The 18,517-nt window shown below is 63.1% G+C and carries 19 protein-coding genes; 7 read left to right on the forward strand and 12 right to left on the reverse strand.

Annotation, left to right across the window (positions count from 1 at the left end; translation table 11 throughout):
• Positions 1-74: 74 nt before the first annotated feature.
• From LB553_RS11920 to LB553_RS11935, 4 genes are read right to left on the reverse strand one after another with little or no spacing between them, the layout of a single operon-like run.
• Positions 75-1,232, reverse strand: coding sequence for an ABC transporter ATP-binding protein (locus LB553_RS11920; protein WP_224513383.1), 1,158 nt, complete (start codon positions 1,230-1,232; stop codon positions 75-77).
• On the reverse strand, positions 1,225-2,367 hold the full coding sequence (locus LB553_RS11925) for an ABC transporter substrate-binding protein (RefSeq protein WP_224513384.1): 1,143 nt from the start codon (positions 2,365-2,367) through the stop codon (positions 1,225-1,227). Before LB553_RS11925 ends, LB553_RS11920 begins: the two co-directional genes overlap by 8 nt.
• Complete coding sequence (locus LB553_RS11930; RefSeq protein ID WP_224513387.1) at positions 2,364-3,206, reverse strand: ABC transporter permease; 843 nt, start codon at positions 3,204-3,206, stop codon at positions 2,364-2,366. The genes LB553_RS11925 and LB553_RS11930 overlap by 4 nt, the downstream gene beginning before the upstream one ends.
• Positions 3,203-4,081, reverse strand: a complete 879-nt coding sequence (locus LB553_RS11935; RefSeq protein ID WP_224513389.1) for an ABC transporter permease — start codon at positions 4,079-4,081, stop codon at positions 3,203-3,205. The genes LB553_RS11930 and LB553_RS11935 overlap by 4 nt, the downstream gene beginning before the upstream one ends.
• Positions 4,082-4,135: 54 nt before the next feature.
• Here LB553_RS11935 and LB553_RS11940 point away from each other — a divergent pair, with 54 nt between their 5' ends.
• Positions 4,136-4,510 (forward strand): RidA family protein, encoded by a 375-nt coding sequence (locus LB553_RS11940; protein WP_224513391.1) that lies wholly within the window; start codon positions 4,136-4,138, stop codon positions 4,508-4,510.
• Positions 4,511-4,538: 28 nt separating this feature from the next.
• On the opposite strand, the gene LB553_RS11945 is transcribed toward LB553_RS11940, so the two are convergent.
• From LB553_RS11945 to LB553_RS11955, 3 genes are read right to left on the reverse strand one after another with little or no spacing between them, the layout of a single operon-like run.
• Positions 4,539-5,858 carry an HlyD family type I secretion periplasmic adaptor subunit gene (locus tag LB553_RS11945; RefSeq protein WP_224513393.1) on the reverse strand — a complete coding sequence of 440 codons (1,320 nt, stop codon included), beginning with the start codon at positions 5,856-5,858 and terminating at the stop codon, positions 4,539-4,541.
• The gene (locus LB553_RS11950) at positions 5,859-7,580 is read right to left on the reverse strand and encodes a type I secretion system permease/ATPase (protein WP_224513394.1); all 1,722 of its coding nucleotides are present in this window, start codon (positions 7,578-7,580) and stop codon (positions 5,859-5,861) included.
• A 52-nt stretch (positions 7,581-7,632) separates the two neighbouring features.
• Positions 7,633-9,096, reverse strand: a complete 1,464-nt coding sequence (locus LB553_RS11955; protein WP_224513397.1) for a family 16 glycosylhydrolase — start codon at positions 9,094-9,096, stop codon at positions 7,633-7,635.
• 336 nt (positions 9,097-9,432) lie between these two features.
• Here LB553_RS11955 and LB553_RS11960 point away from each other — a divergent pair, with 336 nt between their 5' ends.
• Both LB553_RS11960 and LB553_RS11965 read left to right on the forward strand, forming a co-directional pair.
• Entirely contained in the window at positions 9,433-9,876 is a 444-nt protein-coding gene (locus LB553_RS11960; protein WP_224513399.1) for an SRPBCC family protein, read from the forward strand.
• 167 nt (positions 9,877-10,043) lie between these two features.
• Positions 10,044-10,274 (forward strand): hypothetical protein, encoded by a 231-nt coding sequence (locus tag LB553_RS11965; protein ID WP_224513401.1) that lies wholly within the window; start codon positions 10,044-10,046, stop codon positions 10,272-10,274.
• A 36-nt stretch (positions 10,275-10,310) separates the two neighbouring features.
• Here LB553_RS11965 and LB553_RS11970 read toward each other — a convergent pair whose 3' ends face one another.
• The 3 genes from LB553_RS11970 to LB553_RS11980 form a co-directional block, all read right to left on the reverse strand.
• Positions 10,311-11,015: an SDR family oxidoreductase gene (locus LB553_RS11970; RefSeq protein WP_224513402.1), complete on the reverse strand. Its 705-nt coding sequence runs from the start codon at positions 11,013-11,015 to the stop codon at positions 10,311-10,313.
• Between the two features lie 265 nt (positions 11,016-11,280).
• Positions 11,281-12,540, reverse strand: a complete 1,260-nt coding sequence (gene dinB, locus LB553_RS11975) for a DNA polymerase IV (protein ID WP_224513405.1) — start codon at positions 12,538-12,540, stop codon at positions 11,281-11,283.
• 326 nt (positions 12,541-12,866) lie between these two features.
• Positions 12,867-13,247, reverse strand: a complete 381-nt coding sequence (locus LB553_RS11980; protein ID WP_224513407.1) for a cupin domain-containing protein — start codon at positions 13,245-13,247, stop codon at positions 12,867-12,869.
• Between the two features lie 678 nt (positions 13,248-13,925).
• Between LB553_RS11980 and LB553_RS11985 the strand changes: the two genes are divergently transcribed.
• Entirely contained in the window at positions 13,926-14,156 is a 231-nt protein-coding gene (locus LB553_RS11985) for a hypothetical protein (protein WP_224513409.1), read from the forward strand.
• A gap of 33 nt (positions 14,157-14,189) precedes the next feature.
• Here the strand turns inward: LB553_RS11985 and LB553_RS11990 are convergent, their stop codons facing one another.
• Positions 14,190-15,407, reverse strand: a complete 1,218-nt coding sequence (locus LB553_RS11990) for a TadE/TadG family type IV pilus assembly protein (protein ID WP_224513411.1) — start codon at positions 15,405-15,407, stop codon at positions 14,190-14,192.
• Between the two features lie 278 nt (positions 15,408-15,685).
• On the opposite strand from LB553_RS11990, the gene LB553_RS11995 reads away from it, so the two are divergent.
• Genes LB553_RS11995 through LB553_RS12005 form a run of 3 tightly spaced genes read left to right on the forward strand, consistent with a single transcriptional unit; the run spans position 15,686 to position 17,797 of the window.
• On the forward strand, positions 15,686-16,936 hold the full coding sequence (locus tag LB553_RS11995) for a pilus assembly protein TadG-related protein (RefSeq protein ID WP_224513413.1): 1,251 nt from the start codon (positions 15,686-15,688) through the stop codon (positions 16,934-16,936).
• Positions 16,933-17,382 carry a TadE/TadG family type IV pilus assembly protein gene (locus LB553_RS12000; RefSeq protein ID WP_224513415.1) on the forward strand — a complete coding sequence of 150 codons (450 nt, stop codon included), beginning with the start codon at positions 16,933-16,935 and terminating at the stop codon, positions 17,380-17,382. The genes LB553_RS11995 and LB553_RS12000 overlap by 4 nt, the downstream gene beginning before the upstream one ends.
• Positions 17,372-17,797 carry a TadE/TadG family type IV pilus assembly protein gene (locus LB553_RS12005; protein ID WP_224513417.1) on the forward strand — a complete coding sequence of 142 codons (426 nt, stop codon included), beginning with the start codon at positions 17,372-17,374 and terminating at the stop codon, positions 17,795-17,797. The genes LB553_RS12000 and LB553_RS12005 overlap by 11 nt, the downstream gene beginning before the upstream one ends.
• Positions 17,798-17,898: 101 nt before the next feature.
• Here LB553_RS12005 and LB553_RS12010 read toward each other — a convergent pair whose 3' ends face one another.
• A complete protein-coding gene (locus LB553_RS12010) occupies positions 17,899-18,189 on the reverse strand; it encodes a hypothetical protein (protein WP_224513420.1) in 291 nt (96 codons plus the stop codon).
• Between the last annotated feature and the right edge of the window lie 328 nt (positions 18,190-18,517).

Below are 18,517 nucleotides of genomic sequence, written 5' to 3' on the forward strand. Positions count from 1 at the left end.
CCGCTGACGGAAGGCCGCCGCTGTGCTGCATGCGTGGCAACCGCCCCATGCCTGCGGGAAGGTGACCGCCGCCTTCAGGAAATCCGCAGCCCGGCCTCATTCAGCAAAACGCAGTCGTCGGGATCGAAGCCGAGCTCGATCGATTCGCCTTCGCGCAGCACCCGGCCGTCGATCGGGGCGTTGGCGCGGATGTTCGCCTTGCCGCCTATGTCGACCTCGTAGATGGCGCTGCCGCCGAGATAGGAGGCCGACACGATCCGGCCGGGCAACCGGTTGGCGCTCGCTCCGCCGACCGACAGTTTCTGCGGCCGCACCACGACGGTGACGGAGCTTCCCTGCGGCAACGCCTTGGGTGAAAGCACATTGACCGTCTGGCCGCCGGCGAGCGTGACAATGGTCGGCCCGTCGGACCGGCTCACCGTGCCCGAAAGCATATTGGCCTTGCCGAGGAAGTCGGCGACGAAGGCGGTGGCCGGACGCTCATAGACCTCTTCCGGCGTGCCGATCTGCTCGGCCGAGCCGGCATTCATCACCACGATGCGGTCCGACATCGACAGCGCCTCTTCCTGGTCGTGCGTGACGAAGATGGCGGTGATGCCTGTTTCCTTCTGGATCTTCTTGATCTCGACGCGCATTTCCTCGCGCATATTGGCGTCGAGGGCCGAGAGCGGCTCGTCGAGCAGAAGCACCTGCGGCTCGAAGACGATGGCGCGCGCCAGCGCGATGCGCTGCTGCTGGCCGCCCGACAATTGCGAGGGCAGTTTCTTCTCGCTGCCCGGCAGCCGCACCATGTCCAGCGCCTGGCCGACCTTGCGCTTGATCTCGGGCTTGGCGACGTTGCGATATTTCAGGCCGAAGGCGACATTGTCGAACACGCTCTTGTGGGGAAAGAGCGCATAGCTCTGGAACACCAGCCCGATGTTGCGCTTGTAGATCGGCACGTCGTCGACCCGCCGGCCGCCGATCATGATCTGGCCCGCCGAAATGTCGACCAGCCCGGCGATGGAGCGCAGGATCGTCGTCTTGCCGCAGCCCGAAGGGCCGAGCAGCGTGACGAAGCTGCCCTTGTCGATCGACAGCGAAAAATCGCTCACCGCGACGAACTTGCCGTAGGCGATGTTGATGTTGCGGAACTCGACCGCAGGGCTGTTCGCCCCGGCGGCCGCGCTCACGCCTTCCGCCCCGGCCGAGGCCGGCCGGGGATTGAGTGTCGCGCCCTGGCTGTCAGGCACCTTTCGATATCCTGTTCCACTGCTTGGTCCAGGCGTCCTCGTTGGTCGCCCAATAGACCGGATCGGCAAAGGTCAGCGACTTCATGGTGCCCGTCTTGTCGAAGGCCGGCAGCTTCTCGATCTTCTCGGTGAGCTTGACCTTGTTCGGGTCGAGCGACGGCGGATAGCTCTGGCCCTCGGCCACCGCGATCGAGGTCGCCGGGTCGAGCATGAAGTTGATCAGCTCCTCGCACTCGGCCATCGGCGAGCCTTTCAGGATCAGCATATCCTCCATCCAGGCGTAGGAGCCGGCCGGATCGAGATAGCCGATCGGATGGCCCTGGTCCTGCAGCGCCGCGACGCGGCCCGACCAGGCGTCGGTCACTACGATCTCGCCCTTGGAGAGCAGGTCCATCAGCTCCGCGCCGGAGCTCCAGAACTTCTTGGCGAGGTCGCGCGTCTCGCGGACCTTGGCCCAGATCGCGTCCATGTCCTTTAGGTTGTTGGGGTCTTGTCCGGTGGCCAGGGCCGCGTACCAGACGCGCGTCGTCATGTCGGCATAGCCGCCGACCTTGCCGGCATATTTCTTGTCGAGCAGAAGTGCCGCGCCCTTTTCCTTGGCTTCTTCCGGCGAGATCACCTTGGTGTTGTAGGCGATGCCGGTGGTGCCATAGTCGTAAGGCACGGCCGACAGCTTCGGCGTCAGCTTGCGGAACGGCTCGATCATCGGCTGCAGCACATTCGCCATGTTGGGAATGTTGGCCTCGTTGATCTCCGAGTTCATGCCGGCATTGATATATTTGATGTAGTAGTTGACGCCGGACGAATGGACGATCTGGAAGTCGCCGGGCTTGGCCGTCTTGATCTTGGTGATGATCTCGTTCTCGTCGCCGAACGTGCCCTGCACCACCTTGATCTTGGTCTTGGCCGTGTAGGGCTGGAAGGCATATTTGTCGATCGCGTCCTGCACCGTTCCGCCCCAGCCGTCGAAGCGCACCTGCTCGACCGCGGCAAGCGCCCGGCTCATCCACGGCATGGAGAGGCCGGCCGAGGCCGCGGCAGCCGCGGTCAGGCTCAGGAACGTCCGTCGGCTGAGATCGCCGTTGACATAGCGGTCGTGCAGCCGCTCCAGCCGCTTGGTGGTGGTCAGTTTCATCGTGCTTCCTCCTTGGGTTCGCCGCGTCTTCTCAGTTTTGTCAGGCTTTGCATTAGCACCCCGCCGATCAGCGGGATGCCGACGGTCACCACAATCATCACGGTGCCGAGCGCGTTGATCTCCGGGCTGATCGAGATTTTCAGCATCGAAAGGATTTGGGTGGGCATGGTCTCGACGCCTGCCGGCCGCCAGAACAGGCTGGCCGACGTGTTGTCGAACGAGATGGTGAAGGCGAGCAGCGCGCCGCCGACGACCGCCGGGATGAGCAGTGGCAGCGTGATCTCGCGGAAGGACGAAAAGCGCGAGGCGCCCAGCGAAAGCGCCGCCTCCTCATAGACGCGCCTTATGCCGACCATGCGCGCCTGCGCGATCAGCACCACATAGGGCACCGCAAGCAGGATATGCCCAAGCACCAGGAGCAGCATGGTGCGCGGCTGGTCGATTGCCTTGATCAGCACCAGAAGACCGACGCCGAGAATGGTTTCCGGCACCAGCGCCGGCAGGATCACCAGCGTGCTCAGCGCCTGCTTGCCGCGGAAGGCGAAGCGCGCCAGCGCGAAGGCCGTGACGACGCCGATGGCCGTGGTGACGGCCGCAGTCACCAGCGCGATCCACAGCGAGGTGCGGAAGGCCGTCAGCACCGCGTCATTGTTCATCAGCTTGGCGTACCATTGCAGCGAAAAGCCGGTCATCGGGAAGCCGCCGAACATCGAGGCGTTGAACGACAGGATGACGGTCGCCACGATCGGCGCGAACATGAAGATGTAGACGCAGAGCGTGACGAAGCCGGTCAGTCGCCACGCCCATTTGCCTTCCTTGTTCGGTCGCGCAGCCTTCATCCGCCCAACCCCTTCACGATCTGCGACATGCCCATGTAGCGGGTGTAGATGGCGGCGAAGAAGCCGAGCACGAGGAACAGCACGATTGACAGCGTTGCGCCCATCGGCCAGTTCAATTCGCTCATGATGGTGTCGTAGATCAAATTGCCGAATAGCGCGTCGCGGCCCGAACCGAGCAGCTGCGGCGTCACATAGCTGCCGGCCGCCAGCACAAAGCAGAGCAGCAGCCCCGCCGCGAGACCCGGCAGGGAGAGGGGCAACGTCACCTCGCGGAACGCCTGCGCGCTGGTGCAGCCCATCGAGCGGGCCGCCGAGATAAGCGTGCGGTCGATGCCCTCCAGGCTCACATAGACGTTGAGGATCATGTAGGGCAGCAGGAAGTGCAGCAGCCCGAGGATAACCGCGCCCTCGTTGTAGAGCATCGGCAGCGGCTCGTTGATGATGCCCATTTTGAGCAGCGCGACGTTGATGACGCCCTGTTCACCCAGGATGTTGATCCAGGAAAAGGTGCGGATGGTGAAGCTGATCCAGAACGGCACGATGAGCAGGAGCAAGAGCAGCCATTTGTGCCTGAAGCGCGTCGCCCAGATGAAATAGGCCGGGAAATAGCCGAGCACGCCGCACAGCAGCGCGGTGATCGCGCCGACCCGCAGCGTCTTCAGCAGGAAGCCCGAATAATAGCTGTCGGTGAAGAATTCGTGCCAGTTGGCGGTGGTCAGCGCGCTGGTTTCGACGCCGGCGGTGACGAAGGTGAAGAATGTATACGCCGCCATCACCGCGATCGGCAGCACCAGGAAGAAGATCAGCAGCAGAAGCACCGGTGCAACGAGCATCCAGGCCAGGCGTGGATCGTACAAGGTCCAGCGATTCTTCATGCGCACCCGAAGGTAGGCGCCTTCTTTGAGGCGCTTATGTTCCCGCAGTGAAGATTGTTTCATTGCCGCCGCGATGTCTACAGGCGCTGGCCCAAATTCGATTCAGCCAGGGAAGGGGCCGCGGATCGTCGTCACAACGGAACGATCTATCTTTCGGGGCTGACGGCCGATGACAAAGAGGCCGACACGGCGGGCCAGACTAAGCAGGTATTGATCAGGGCCGATGCGCTTTTGAAAAGCGTTGGCGCGGATCGATCAACACTGCTGTTCGCGCAGATCTGGCTGAACGATGTCGGAGATTTCGACGCCGTGAACAAGGCCTGGGTTGATTGGCTCGACGGCACCGAACCGCCGGCCCGCGCCACGGTCGGAGCGAGCTTCGCGTTGCCCGATATCGGCGTCGAAATCCAGCTTACCGCGGCACGCTGAAGGCAGACGCAAATGTGCAGACGCACCTCTACCTTTCCCTGAACGCCCGTGCGAAAGAATCCATCATCGGGCGCACCAGATATTCGAAGAAGGTCCGGTTGCCGGTGCTGATGAAGGTGTCGACCGGGGTGCCGGGATAGAGCTGGTCCGCCTTCACGCCCGGGGGCAGGGCATCAGTGATCTTCAGCCTGGCGCGGAAATAGGGTTCGTGCGTGGCTTGGTCGATCAGCCGGTCGGCGGAAATCTCGCTCACTGTGGCCGGGACTTCCGGCGTGAGCCGCGTGTTGAGCGCGGACAGCCTGAGCTTTGCCGGCTGGCCGACATGCACCTGGTCGATGTCCTTCGGCCGCAGCCTGGCGTCGACCACCAGGCCCGAGGTCGTGGGCAGGATCTCCATGATCTTTTCGCCGGGCGCCACCACGCTGCCTTGCGAATTGTAGGTCGAGGAGATGACGATGCCCGCCGCCGGCGCGGTGATGGTCGTGCGCGCGAGCACCGCTTGCGCGGCACGCATCCGCTCCTCGATGTCGGCGAGGTTGGTTCGCACGTCATCGAGCTTCGTCAACGCTTCCTCGACGCGCTGCGTGGTTGCGCGTTCGGTCTGCGCCTCCGCTTCCACGATCTGCGTGTTGGCCGAGGCGAGGTCCGCCTCCAGCGCCCCGGCCTGGCCGACGAGGTCGGCCTCGGAGCGCAAGAGCTGCGAATATTCGGTGCGATTGGTGAGGCCCTTGTCGAGGAGGTCGGTCTTGATGCCTAGCTCCTTCTTCACCACCTCGGCCTGCTGTTCGATTGCCGTCTTCTGCGCGTTCAGCCCTTTGACCGACTCGCGATGCATGGCGACGCGCTGCGCCAGGATCGACTGCTCCGAGCGGAACCGTGCAAGCCTGGCATCGAACTCCTTTTGCTGTTCGCGGATGAGATTTTCGAATTCCCGCTGGAACGGCGCCGGCGCGGGCTCGGCGATCGGCGCCAGCGTGGCGAGGCCGTCGCGCTCGGCCTCCAGTCGCGCCGCGCTGGCCTTGAGCGCGATCCATTGTCTTGTCAGCCGGTTGAGATCGGCCTCCGCGGCGGTCCGGTCGAGCAGGATGAGGTTCTGGCCTTCCCGCACGCGGTCGCCTTCATGCACCAGCAATTGCCTGATGATGCCGCCCTCGCGATGCTGGATCAGGATGTTGCCGCCTGTCGCCGCGATCGTGCCTTGCGTGATCACAGCACCTGCCAGAGGCGCACTCGCCGCCCAATAGCCGAAGCCGCCGACCATTAGCGCGATCGCCGCGTAGCCGGCGAAGGCGGTGCGCCGGAAGTCGGTACGCGGGGGGCCTTCGAAGGTGAGTGTCTGCGTCATCATTCAGGACCCATGGCGGATGGTCGGCGCGGCACGGATGGTCGGCGCGAACGATCCGGTCACCACCGTGCTCCGCTGCGCGGCTTTACCCGGCTGCCGCAGCACCTCCGAGCTCGGCCCGAACGCCTCGATCACGCCGCCGCGCAAGACCATCACGCGGTCGCAAGCCGAGGCGATTGAAGGACGATGCGTGATCACGATCGTAGTGACGCCAGCAGCGCGAGTCGCCGCGAGCACTGCTTCCAGTGCCGTCTCTCCGGCGCCGTCGAGATGTGTGCTCGGCTCATCCAGCACCAGGATGCGCGGATTGCCGTAGAAGGCGCGCGCCAGCCCGATCCGCTGCCGCTCGCCGCCCGACAGCGTGCCGGCGATCATCGTCTGATAGCCGTCGCGCAGCGAAAGGATCAACTCATGCGCTTCGGCGCGCTTTGCCGCTTCGACGATCGCGGCGTCGTCGGCCTGCGCGTCGAAGCGGGCGATGTTGTCGGCAATCGAGCCGGGGAGAAGCTCGACCTCCTGCGCCAGATAGCCGATATGCCGGCCGAGCTGGTTTTCGTTCCAGGTCCTGAGCTCGGCGCCGTCGATCCTGACCGAGCCGCCGCTCGGTTGCGCGGCGCCGACAAGCAGCCGCGCCAGCGTCGATTTTCCGGCGCCGCTCGGGCCGACGATCGCCACCGCTTCGCCGGCGGCTATCGCGAAACTCAACCGCTTCAGGATCGGCTCGGCCCCGAACGTGGCGTTCGGCGCGATGTAGAAAAGATCCTGCGCTGAAACAGCGCCCGTCGGGTCGGGCAAGATGAACTTGTGTGCTTCTCCCGGTTGCGCCGCAAGTGCGGTTCCCAGCCGCATCCAGGCGCGCCTCGCCTCACCGAGCTGCCGCCAGGAACCGATCAGCTGGTCGAGCGGCTGCAGCGCGCGCGACGACACCAGCGATGAAGCGAAGATCATGCCGGCCGTCATCTGGCCCTTGAGCACTAGCCAGGCGCCGCTGCCGAGGATCGCCAGCTGCAACATCATGCGCAGCGCCCGAGAAACGCCGCTGAAGACGGCGTTGGCGCCGGCCGAACGGTCATGCAGGACAAGCGCCTCCGATACATGCCGGCCCCATGCGCGCGCGGCGTTCTCCACCATGCCCATGGCGCGCAGCGTGTCGGCGTTACGGGCGAAGGCCTGCTCGGCCCGGCTGGCCAAAGCCGAGCGCTCCGCCGACAGCGCATCGTTCCTGCCGATCGCGAGCTGGTTGGCGAAGACCAGTATGACGAGCAGCGCCGCGCCGCCGAGCGTGACCCAGAACAACAGCGGGTGGATCAGGTAGAGCAGGCCGAGGAAGACTGGCGCGAAGGGCAGGTCGAACAGCACCGAAACACCGCGCGAGCGAATGAAGGCGCAGACCGAGGCAAGGTCGGTGAGCGGCGACGGCGCGTTCCTGGAACCGAGCGAAGCGGCGAACGTTCTTGCGCTCAGCCTGTCATTGACCGTCGCCGCGACCCGCTGCGTGTAGACGGCGCGGACGGCGTCGAGAAAGCCGAGGAAGCCGAGCGCCGCGACCGCGATGACCGACAGATAGACCAGCGTCTCGAGGCTGGAGGAGGGCAGCACCCGGTCATAGACCTGGAGCAGGTAGAGCGGGGTCACCAGCAGCAGAAGATTGATGAGCAGCGAGAACAACCCGACATCGGCGATGGCGCGACGCAGGACGGACCGCAGTCCCGATTGTCCAGTCATTCCCGCCCTCCCTCTCGAAGCCCGATCACGGGCCGTCGCCTAAACGCCCGATTCAGGCATGCTCGTTTGTCGTGTCGAGATGGTGCTGCGTGCTGCTTGTGGTGTGGCTGGACAGCGCCAGCGCCTGGCTTGGCAGGTCGTTCAGCGTATAGGCCCGGATATAGTCGATCTTCATTTCGGCCGGCGTGGCGAGATGGTCCGGCGGCGCACCGGCCTGTCCGCCGATCGCGAGGTCCACCAGCATGTACATCGGCTTGTTCATGTCGGACGGCGTCGCCGCTTCGGCGACCTGCACGCCGTCATAGGTCCACACCAGCTTGTCCGGGGTCCAAAGGAGGCCATAGGTATGGAAGCCGGCGGTGTCCATGACGTTCACGGTGGATCCGACCGTCGTGTGCTGGCCCGTCTGGTTGGTGTGCGCGGTCATCAGCAGCGAATTCGGTTTCTGTCCGTACATCTCCATCACGTCGAGCTCCGGCGGCCAGGAGCCGTCTTCCGGCAGCAGCCAGAAGGCCGGCCAGGCGCCTGCGTGTTCCGGCAGGTCGGCCTTCATTTCGAAATAGCCATAGGTCTGCGAGAAGGAATCATGCGTGGTCAGGATTCCGGAGGTGTATTGGTAATTGTTGATCAACGGCTTGATGTCGGCCGGCGCCTGCGCCGCGGTAATGGTGAGGACCCCATTCTGCAGGCTGAACGGATGCACCGAGCTGGTCGGGCCGTAATTGGCATCGATATACCACTGCAGCTCACCATTGCGGGCTAGCGTGCTGCCGTTCGGCGCGCCCCACCAGAAGTTGGTATCCCAGGTGCCACCCTGGCTGTTGTGAAGGTTCAGCGTGTTGAACTCGTCGCTGAAGGACAGCGACATGCCGGACTTGTCGATCGGCAGCTGGAACTGGTTGGGCTGGAATTTGTCGATCGTGGTGTTCTTGAATTCGAGGATTTCGCCCGATCCGAGGTTCAGCACCACATTAGGCCCCGCCTGGATCATGGCGTTGTGGACGGCGGCGAACGAAGTGAATCCGTAACCGTCGAGCCGCACAGCATCGTTCGAGGCGAAATTGACGATCGAGTCGCTGCCATTGCCCTTCGCGATGATGAAAACATCCGCGCCGCCGCCGCCATCGATCAGCACATCGTTGCCCGCCCCGCCGTCGATCGTCTGGCCGCCCGCCGTGGCGGTGATGATGTTGTCCAGCGCATTGCCGAAGGCATAGTTATGGGCGTTGGTGACGACGAGGTTTTCGACATTGTCCGGCAGCGTGTAACTCATCCATGTGTTGATCGTGTCGATTCCCTGCCCAGGGTTCTCGACCACTTTGTTGCCCGCCGAATAGAGGTAATAGATGTCATCGCCGGCGCCGCCATACATGGTGACATTGACGCCGCTGGAGGCCCAGATTGAGTCGTTGCCGCTGCTGCCGTTGAATGTCGGTCCGGACGTTGCCGAAAACCAATGGTTGGAAGCGCCGCTATAATAAAGAGGAACGCCTACCGCGTTGACGACGAAGCTCATCGGACACTCCTTCCGCGCTGCCCCGCCCGGATGGCTTGTTGCAAGTTCAAGTGCCTGATCCGAACCAACTTGCAGCACGGGCTATCGTTCCCGAAAACCAGCATTTAGTACAGAGAAAATTGCCGGTATTTTTGTCGATATTTTATGCAGATAGAATAAGTAGAGACTAATACAATTATTGCGCGAGCCATTCTCAATTTTACTTAATTTTGCAAGGTTTTCTTCCGCTCACGCCTCGCCCATAGCCGCCGCGCAAAAAATTTGACAGCCTCTGTCGCATAGGCTGGGGGCTGCCCGTCCTTGGGGCATCGATCAACAAAGGAAGGATATCGAGATATGCCGAGCACCATCCAACTGCACCGCGTCCTGGCGACCAAGCCGGAGAAGGTCTACCGCGCGTTCGTCGAAGCCGATGCGCTGGCGAAGTGGCTGCCGCCGAACGGCTTCACCTGCACGGTGCACCAGTTCGAGGGCAAGGTCGGCGGCACCTACAAGATGTCCTTCCGCAACTTCACCACCGGCGACAGCCACGCCTTCGGCGGCGAATTCGTCGAGTTGGTTCCGAGCGAGCGCCTGCGCTACACCGACCGCTTCGACGATCCCAACCTGCCGGGCCAGATCGAAGTGACCGTGATCCTGAAGAAAGTGTCGGTCGGCACCGAGATCAATATCACCCAGGCCGGCATCCCGGACGCTATCCCTGCCGAGGCCTGCTATCTCGGCTGGCAGGAATCGCTGCGCAACTTGGCCAAGCTCGTCGAGCCCGAGATCAACCAGTAAGTCAGAGCAATTCCAGGAAAAGCGTGTAGCCGTTAGGAGTCGGCGCCTCGCCGTAACCTTCCGTCTGGAATTGCGTCAAGGTAAGAGCAGGCGGTGGCCGGCCTTCCGGCCGCCGCCTTACCCTAGGTAAGCAAAATTTCACCAAGCGCTGTTAAAAGCCGCTTCCCATGGATCGCAACAAGAACAACGACCTCGTTGTCCTGATGGCGGCGCTCGCTGCGCTGGCGATCTACAACATTGCCTGCGGCATCCAGACAGGCGAAGTCCGGGGCAAGTTGCATTGGGTCGCTCTTGCGGACGATCCGACGCGCTTCTGGAACATCGTGGTCGGCAATTCGATCGTCCTGGTCGCCTCGATAGCCTTTCTGTGGGTGCTCAATTCCCGTAGGGCGGGATGACCCGAGGCGGCGTCCTCTTGCCTCGCACAGCTCTCTTCACACCGCTCTTGTGATGCCGCCGTCGACGCGGATGTTCTGCCCGGTGATGTAGGCGGCCCCGTCCGAAGCCAGGAACGAGATCGTCGCGGCGATCTCTTCCGACGTGCCGTAGCGCTTCATCGGCACGCTGTCGCGACGCTCGTTCGTCGTCGGCAGGCTGTCGATCCAGCCGGGCAGCACATTGTTCATGCGGATGTTGTCGGCGGCGTAGGTGTCGGCGAAGATCTTGGTGTAGGCGGCAAGCCCGGCGCGCGCCACGGCCGAGGTCGGGAACATCGCGCTCGGCTCGAACGCCCAGGCGGTCGAGATGTTGATGATGACGCCACCCTTCTGCTTCTGCATCACCGGTGTCACCAACCGAGTCGGGCGCACGGCGTTGAGGAAATAAGTGTCGATGCCCTTGTGCCAGTCCTCATCGCTGATCTCGATGATCTGCGCGCGCGGCCCGTGGCCGGCGCTGTTGACCAGCACGTCGATGCGGCCCCAACGCTCCAGCGCGCCGTCGGTAAGGCGCTTCAGGTCTTCGTTCGATTGGTTGGAGCCGGTGACGCCGAAGCCGCCGAGTTCCTTGCCCAGCGCCTCGCCCTTGCCGGAGGAGGAAAGCACGCCGACCTTGAACCCGTCCGCCGCCAGGCGCTTGGCCGCCGCAGCCCCCATGCCGCTGCCGCCCGCCGTCACCAAAGCCACTTTTTCGCCTGCCATGTCGCTGTCCATCCCGGGTGTTTAGGTTGAAAGCGATCCTGTTAGCATGCGCAGGGCATGGGATGAACTGGATTGGATTGCGCCAACGGCATCGGCGGTTAACGAAGCTGCCAATCTTCCCACGGCGGAAATCAACAGCTAGCCTTCCACCCACGTATGCCTTCTCTCCTCCCTCGCAATCCGCGTCGGCGCGGGAAACGCCGGATCGGCGAAACAGCCCACCGCCACCCGCAACCGCGTCCGGCTTGCGCTCCGGCTCGCCTTTCTACAGCTCCTTCTCCGCCAGCTCCCTGAACCCGTCAGGCACCGAGCGCGTGCCTTCCAGCGCCACCGTGCCATAGCCGACGGCCTCCTTGCCGAAGCGCTGGCGGATCTTGTCGATGGCGCGGTCGGCACCGAAACGGGCGAGGCCCTTGCGGCTGCCGGGTTTCAGCTTCTCGTCGGCAAGGCCGAGCGGCAGTTCGAGCTGCAGCTCGGCTCCTTCCTCCAGATGCGAGACCGAGATCGCCAGCAGCGTGATGTCCCTCTCGCCCGGATGGGCGGCAAGCACGCCGCGGACCAGCTCCCCTGCGATCTCGGCAAGCATCGCGGTGGCCTGGATCGGCTGCTCCAGCGTGACGGAGCGGGTGACGGCGCGCATGTCGGCGAAACGCACACGCACCGTGACCGTGCGCCCGGGTCGGTCCTTGGCGCGCAACCGGCTGGCGACGCGGTCGGCTAGATGCAAGAGCGTCGGTACGAAGACGCGCGGCAGCGCGGGCTTGCGGCCAAGCGCAGACTGCGCGCCGGCCGAATGCGCGCGGCGCTGCGTCTCGAGCTTGCGCGGGTCTCTGTTCCAGGCGAGCGCGGCGAGCTTCTGGCCGGAGGCATGGCCGATCAGCCGCTCCAGCGCGCCGCTATGGGTGCGCGCCAGCTGCCCGATGGTCTCGACGCCGATCTCGGCGAGCCTGGCCTTGGTCGCCGGGCCTACACCCCACATCAGCGTGACGGGCAGGTCGTGCAGGAAGGTGAGCTCGGTGCCGGGCTCGACCACCACCAGCCCGTCCGGCTTGGCCACTTGCGAGGCGATCTTGGCGAAGTGCTTTGTGCGAGCCACGCCGATCGAGATCGGCAGGCCGAGCTCAGCCTTCACCCGCTCGCGGATTTTTCGCGCGATCTCTTGCGGCGATCCGAACAGATGCGTGCAGCCTGCGACGTCGGCAAAAGCCTCGTCGATCGAGATGCGCTCGACCAGCGGGGTGAAATCGCCGAGCACCTTAATCGCCGCGTCGCCGAGGCGCTGATACTCGTTGAAACGGCCACCGACGAAGATGAGCTGCGGGCAGAGCTCCCGCGCCTTGCGGCCGGGCATGCCGCCGCGCACGCCGAAGACCTTGGCCTCATAGGAAGCCGCCAGCACCACGCCGCCGCCCACGGCGATCGGCTTGCCGCGCAATGATGGATCGAGCAGCTGCTCGACGGAGGCGTAGAAGGCGTCGAGATCGGCATGCAGGATGGTGGCCGCAGCGGCGTTCGTGGCGAGCATCCTGCGCTCTCATGGTCATTTGTGTGGCATTGCAGCATTAGCTGCGTCTGTTGCAAGGGGAATTGGTAGAACATAAAGAGAACAAAAGCAGTTCCATGTCAAGCCTCCACGCGACCACATGCAAGTTTCCACAGCCTGACGATACAGCCGCGGATCGAGGCAGGTTGCGCGGCAATTCTCAGCTCTGAGGGGATGTGGCCTTGGGCCACAGAGGAGGCGCCTGGCATGAAGTGTCGACGACCATTTGCAGGTCGTTGCGCTCCACGCGCCAGAACCTCCTCTGCCGGCTTCGGTCACATTTCCCCCTCGAGGGGCGATCGCTTGCGCTATGCCGGCTTGGCGTATTGCTCGGCGCTCAAGACCTCAATGCACTGGAACGGCTGGTTGCCTTCGACCCAGGCGTCGTGGCCGGGCGGGATGGTGTAGGAAGAGCCGGCCTCGAAGGTCTTTTGCGTGCCGTCAGTCATTCGCACGGTGATCGAGCCGGACACGACATAGCCGACATGCGAGACTTGGCAGCTCTCGGTCTTGACCACCGGCTTGACGCATTCGGACCATTTCCAGCCCGGCTGCATGTTCATGCGCGCCAGCGAGTAACCCGGCAGCCGCACGATCTCGACACGCGTCTTGGCGGGCGCGCGGACCTCGTCTGGATTGTTGTGCGATTTGGATTCGAGTTTCGTCACCTTCATTGCAGCTTCGGCCATGGTAGTCCTCCCATATGTGAAGCGGCGCCTGACGTTGCGATCGTCGGCGACCGCTGTCTCATTCATACGCCTTAGGATAACGGATTGCTAATGTAATCAGGCAATGGCGAGCCCGGCCAAGCGCTTGGCGCGTTGTCGTGGAAGGGGTGGTCCAGGCCTCCGGTCGACGGTCCGGGGCCATGTTGGGACCGAAGTCTCACCGCACGAACGCAGAGGCCCGAGGTGGCAATTTCCAGGAAACAACAGCAGCCCCATTTCATTGGCTAGCAAGCCGCCGGACAAAGTCCCTTCATCGGCGGTTGACCACGGAGTGTCCGCCATTCCTGCGATATGGCGGGCACTCCTTCCTATGACCGCTCTTGGAGTTGCTGGCCATGTACCCGGCAAGGTCATCGCTAACCTGTTTGCTGCGCTGCTTTTTTGCCGGCCTGGTTGGTGGCGTTTTCCTCCTTTTCGGCGGCCGCTCTTGCCGCAACGCCGTGCCCAGATGGTAGTCCTTCTTCCAATCGACATGACGGCCACCGGATCGGTGCGCAAGGCCTGTGTCGAGCCATGCCTGCCGGCCCGCTTCGATCTCAAGCTCGCGCCCATCAGGCCAGTCGATGAAAGCACGCGGGGGAACCAGTCCGCGGCTCGTGCCGTTGAATGAGCGAAGGGATGGCGCTGGCGGAGGCCGCCATGGATAATTTCGAACTCATCGATCTTCTGTGCGTCATCGACGCTTGCGCGAGCGACCGTTTGGCGGGGCGTGTCGTGCCGATGTCGAAGGCAGTCGAGGAGTTGCGCGTCCTGACGGGCGATTTCGTCTCGTCGGATGAGGACGCGACCAACGCCTTGACGCAGGTCGCGCTCGAGCGCGGCTGCGCGGTGCTCTTCGACGAGCAAGCCGGCGCGGATATCGTAGCCTAGGCGTAATCTCCTCCTGGAGGAGGAGACTGGTACTCATTTCGCCAAGGTGATCATCCGGCCCGCATACGCCGCTCGGCCCCCGAGTTCGGCCGTGCAATCCGACTTTACGGCCGAGTTCCCTATCATCGCCACAGTATCGCCGACCAGCCGCAGGCAACTGCCCTGGGCGTTCATGTCCGAATTTCCGGTGTAGGTGATGGCGGCGTCGGGGGCGTAGATGAAACCGCTGACCACCGATCCGGATCCGCCGTTGAGCGTCAGCGCCTGGGTGTTGCCACGGGCCTGGAAGATGGTGATGCCGGCGTAAGGGCCGCTCGTCGGCGGCGAGAGGTTCACCTGCTCGTTGGCGTTGATGATAAGCTGCGAGTTCTCCATCAGGAAGATCGTCACGCCCTGGCCGCTCAGGCTGCCGTTGCCGCCCGGCTTTATGGTGACGTTGCGCATGATGTAGGTGCCCGGATTGAGGGTGATCTTTCCCGACAAGCTCTTGTCGCAATAGGTGCCCGGCGAGAGCGTCACCGCTTTGCCATTGGGCATCGGCAGGCAGAGCGTGTAGGCAGGCGGAACGACATCGGCCAGCGGATCGAACGAAGCATACTGGTTCTCCTGCGGCGCGCCGCAGGAAAGCGTGGCGTTCGGCGGAGTCAGCCCTTGCGTGCCGCCGACCGTCGAGACGCAGCCGGCGCTGACGATCGCCGAACCGCCGCGATTGACGGCGTCGGGCGCGTCCGAATTGGCCGCGATCACGCAGCCGGTCATCGTCACATTGGTCGAGCCCTGCAGGTTGACTGCGCCGTCGGCATGCTGATCGAGCGCGAGCACGCAGGCTTGCGCGCCGGGTTTGAGCTTGACCGAGGCGGTGCGCGTCGCCTGCCAGGCCGGCATGCCGCTGATGAAGGCCGGCCGGCTGATGCTCGACGACAGCGAAATGAAATAGGCGCCCGGATCGCGGCTTGCACTGGCCTGGAAGGCGGCGAGGCTGCCCGATAATTCCCGCGCGTCGCCCGCGCTCATATTGGCGGCGAAGAAGGTCTGGCCGAGTTGCTGCACGTCGCTTGCCGACATGCTCGGCAGGTATTTCGTGCCGATCGCCAAGCCAGCCGCGTCCAGCGAATTCTGCAACTGCGCGGCGTCGTCGCTCGTGCCTATCAGATCGACGGATGCCGCCACGCCAAGCATAAGCGGCACCATGGCGACTGCGGTCGCAATCGCAAAATTGCCGCGCCTCGATGCCAAAAAACGTCCCAACATGAGCCCATCCTCGCAGACCTGCGAGATGTGATATGCGCGCCTTCTCAACGAGCGATTTGCAAAAAGGATAAAATGCGAGAAATGCTAAAATAGCATAACTTCCCGATGCTTAGCCTTAAGTCCTACGGGCATTAGGCCTTAGGTCTTAGTCGGTGCGGCGCAAGATAGGGACAGCGGCACGCTGGGGTCCCACCGGCGCAAATCGAGCGAAATAATTAGGCATTCGTTCATATCGCAATGATGACGTGACGGCTGGGATAGCTTGGGCACGCTCGGCCATGGCCTTTTTGGCACGTTTCTTCGGACCTTTTTTTTCTCGACTTCTTTTTCGACGCTTTTGCGAAGGCAAGGGCGGCAATGTCGCGACCATCTTCGCGCTAACCCTGCCGGTCGTCGTCGGCGGCGCGGGGCTCGGCGTCGAGACCTCCTACTGGTATTATTCGAGCCTGAAGCTGCAGGCGATCGCCGACGCCGCCGCCTATGCCGGCGCGTTGGAGAAGATAGCCGGGTCCGACACCGCAGCGATTACGGCGGCAGCCACGGCATCGGCCGCCTCGAATGGCCTGGGTGCTGGCACCATCGTCGTCAACACCCCGCCGGCGTCGGGACCGAACACGGCCAAGAAGGCGGTGGAGGTCATCCTCAACCAGGATCTCGACCGGATATTCACCTCCATCTTCACGCAGACAAAGGTGCCGGAGCGGGCGAGGGCGGTGGCGCTGATCACCGATGCCTCCAAAGCTTGCATCGAAGCGCTCAATCCCTCGGCCTCCCAGGCAGCACTTTTCTCGGGCAGCACCAGCGTCAAACTGACCGGCTGCGTCATCATGGCGAATTCGATCGCCAACGACGCCATCAAGGTTCAGGGATCGGCGAGTCTTCAGGCTGATTGCCTAATCTCGGGGGGAGGCGTCGTGCTGAACAATCCGGTGCCGATGGTCTGCAAGACCCCGATTACCCACGCGCTGCCGGCGGCCGACCCGTTCGCCAGCTTGCCGGCCCCCGCGACCTCGAACCCATGCCAGAAGATCAATGGCAACAAGACGACGCAGACGATCCAGCCAGGGACCTACTGCAGCGGCATGAGTCTCAACGGCAATATCACGCTTTCTCCCGGCGTCTATGTCGTCCAGGGCGATTTGAAGATCAATGCGGGTGCCGTCATCCAAGGCAGCGACGTAACGATCTACATGGCCGGCAGCAACACTGTCAGTATGAACGGCAACGCCACCGTGACGCTGGCCGCCCCCACCACGGGCACCTATTCCGGCGTGCTGTTCTACGGCGACCGGACCGGGACGGCGGCGCAAAGCACTTTCAACGGCACCGCGACCTCGCTTTTGACCGGCGCGATCTATTTTCCCAGGCAGCAGGTCAATTATCTCGGCAATTTTTCGGGTAAGAACGGCTGCACCCAGATCGTTGCCGATACCATCCAGTGGTCGGGCAATTCGACTATCAACCAGGACTGCTCGACCCTTGGGATGAAGGACATCCCGGCCGCCCAGTCAGTCGCGGTGGTCGAGTGAAGTCCGCTGCCCGTCGATTGATGCCGGCCATTCGCGATGAAGCGGGCATCGCCGCGGTGGAACTCGCGTTTGTCTTGCCCGTCCTATGTGCGGCGTTGCTCGGAATCATGGACGGTTGGTCCTATGTCACGGGTTCGCTGTCGATGCGCGCCGGCGTGAAAACGGCGGCCAACCTCGTGATGGCTGGCTCCGCTGACGATAGCGCGATCCAGGCTGCCGCCCTGGCCAGCTGGGAAAACAAGCCTTCCGACGCGCAAGTCGCGATTAGCCGCATCTACCAATGTGGAACCACCATAGTCGATGCTTCGACCTTATGCAGCGGGCCGAAAGCGCCATCCGTCTATGTCCAGATCCAGGCATCTGGCACCTGGATTCCGCCCTTCACCTTCGGCCCCTATCCGGACAACACCGCTCTCGGTCTGCTGCAGGTGATCCGTGTTCGCTAAAGGAAGATCCGGGGTATTTGAGCTTAGGGCATTTGGGGCCAATGTCTCGGGCGGCGCCGGTCTCGAATTCGCGCTGGTCTTGCCTTTTCTCATCATGCTCCTGTTCGGCATCTTCGCCTTTGGCTGGTCGATGAACAGCATATCCAGCGTGCGTTACGCGCTCGAAGCCTCGGCGCGCTCCCTGCAGCTCAACAACACGCTGACGCAGGCGGACATCCAGGCGGTCGCAACGCAGAAGCTGCAGGCGCTGGGCCTGCAGAATGTGAATGTCACAATCACCACCGACCCGGCGAGCGGTGGCTTTCGCATGGCGCATGTCAACGCCAGCTATGCTTTCGTCATCAGCTTCCCCTATTTCAGCAATTTCCCGATCAGCTACACGACCTCGGTGACCGTGCCGCTGGTCGGCGGTTAGGTAGTGCTCGTGCCACCACCCTCAATGGCAACCGCGTGCCAAAAAGCTCGTGCGCATCATGACGACAACGAGAACGTTGATCCCGACATGACCGTTCGGGGCTAGCAGCCTTGCATTGTCGTTTTCATCTGGCCGGGAGCGTTCGACTTGGCGCTGGTGTCCTGCTGGCCGGGCGCTGACTGCTTTGCGCTGCCGGCCTGCTGCCCAGGCGCGCAATCCTTCGCGGAATTCGAGTTGGTCGAATTCGTCGTGGTCTGGTCCGTGTCCTGGCTGCTGGGCATCGTCGTGGTGGTCGAAGACGATGACGAGGTGCCCGACGATGTGCCCGATTGGGCCGTGGCCAGACCACAGGACAAAGCAACAAAGGCGGCAGTGAGAAGAATTCGGTTCATGGTGACTGTCCTTTTTAGGCTCTGTCCCTTCGCATGTTTAACCTTGACCTCCCGACAGGGTTCCGATGGTCCACATATTCCCGATTGCGGGCGATTTTCGCGGCCGCATGACCTCTGGGACCATGGTCTGGCGCGACAAGGGCCCTCATTGTTCCAAACGGCCCTACCAGGTTCGGCCCTTTGTGTTTTCCTTAAATTTCAGTGGGTTAAAGGGAATTTTCGCGAGAGTTGCCGGTCGGCGGCTGCCATGCTCTCATTTCGCGACCGCAATTGCTTAAAGTTTATCCGACGCCATTAGGAAATTCTCATAAGAGGCTGTCTAGCGGTT

The organism is Mesorhizobium sp. CA8 (assembly GCF_020164955.1).
Lineage (GTDB): Bacteria > Pseudomonadota > Alphaproteobacteria > Rhizobiales > Rhizobiaceae > Mesorhizobium.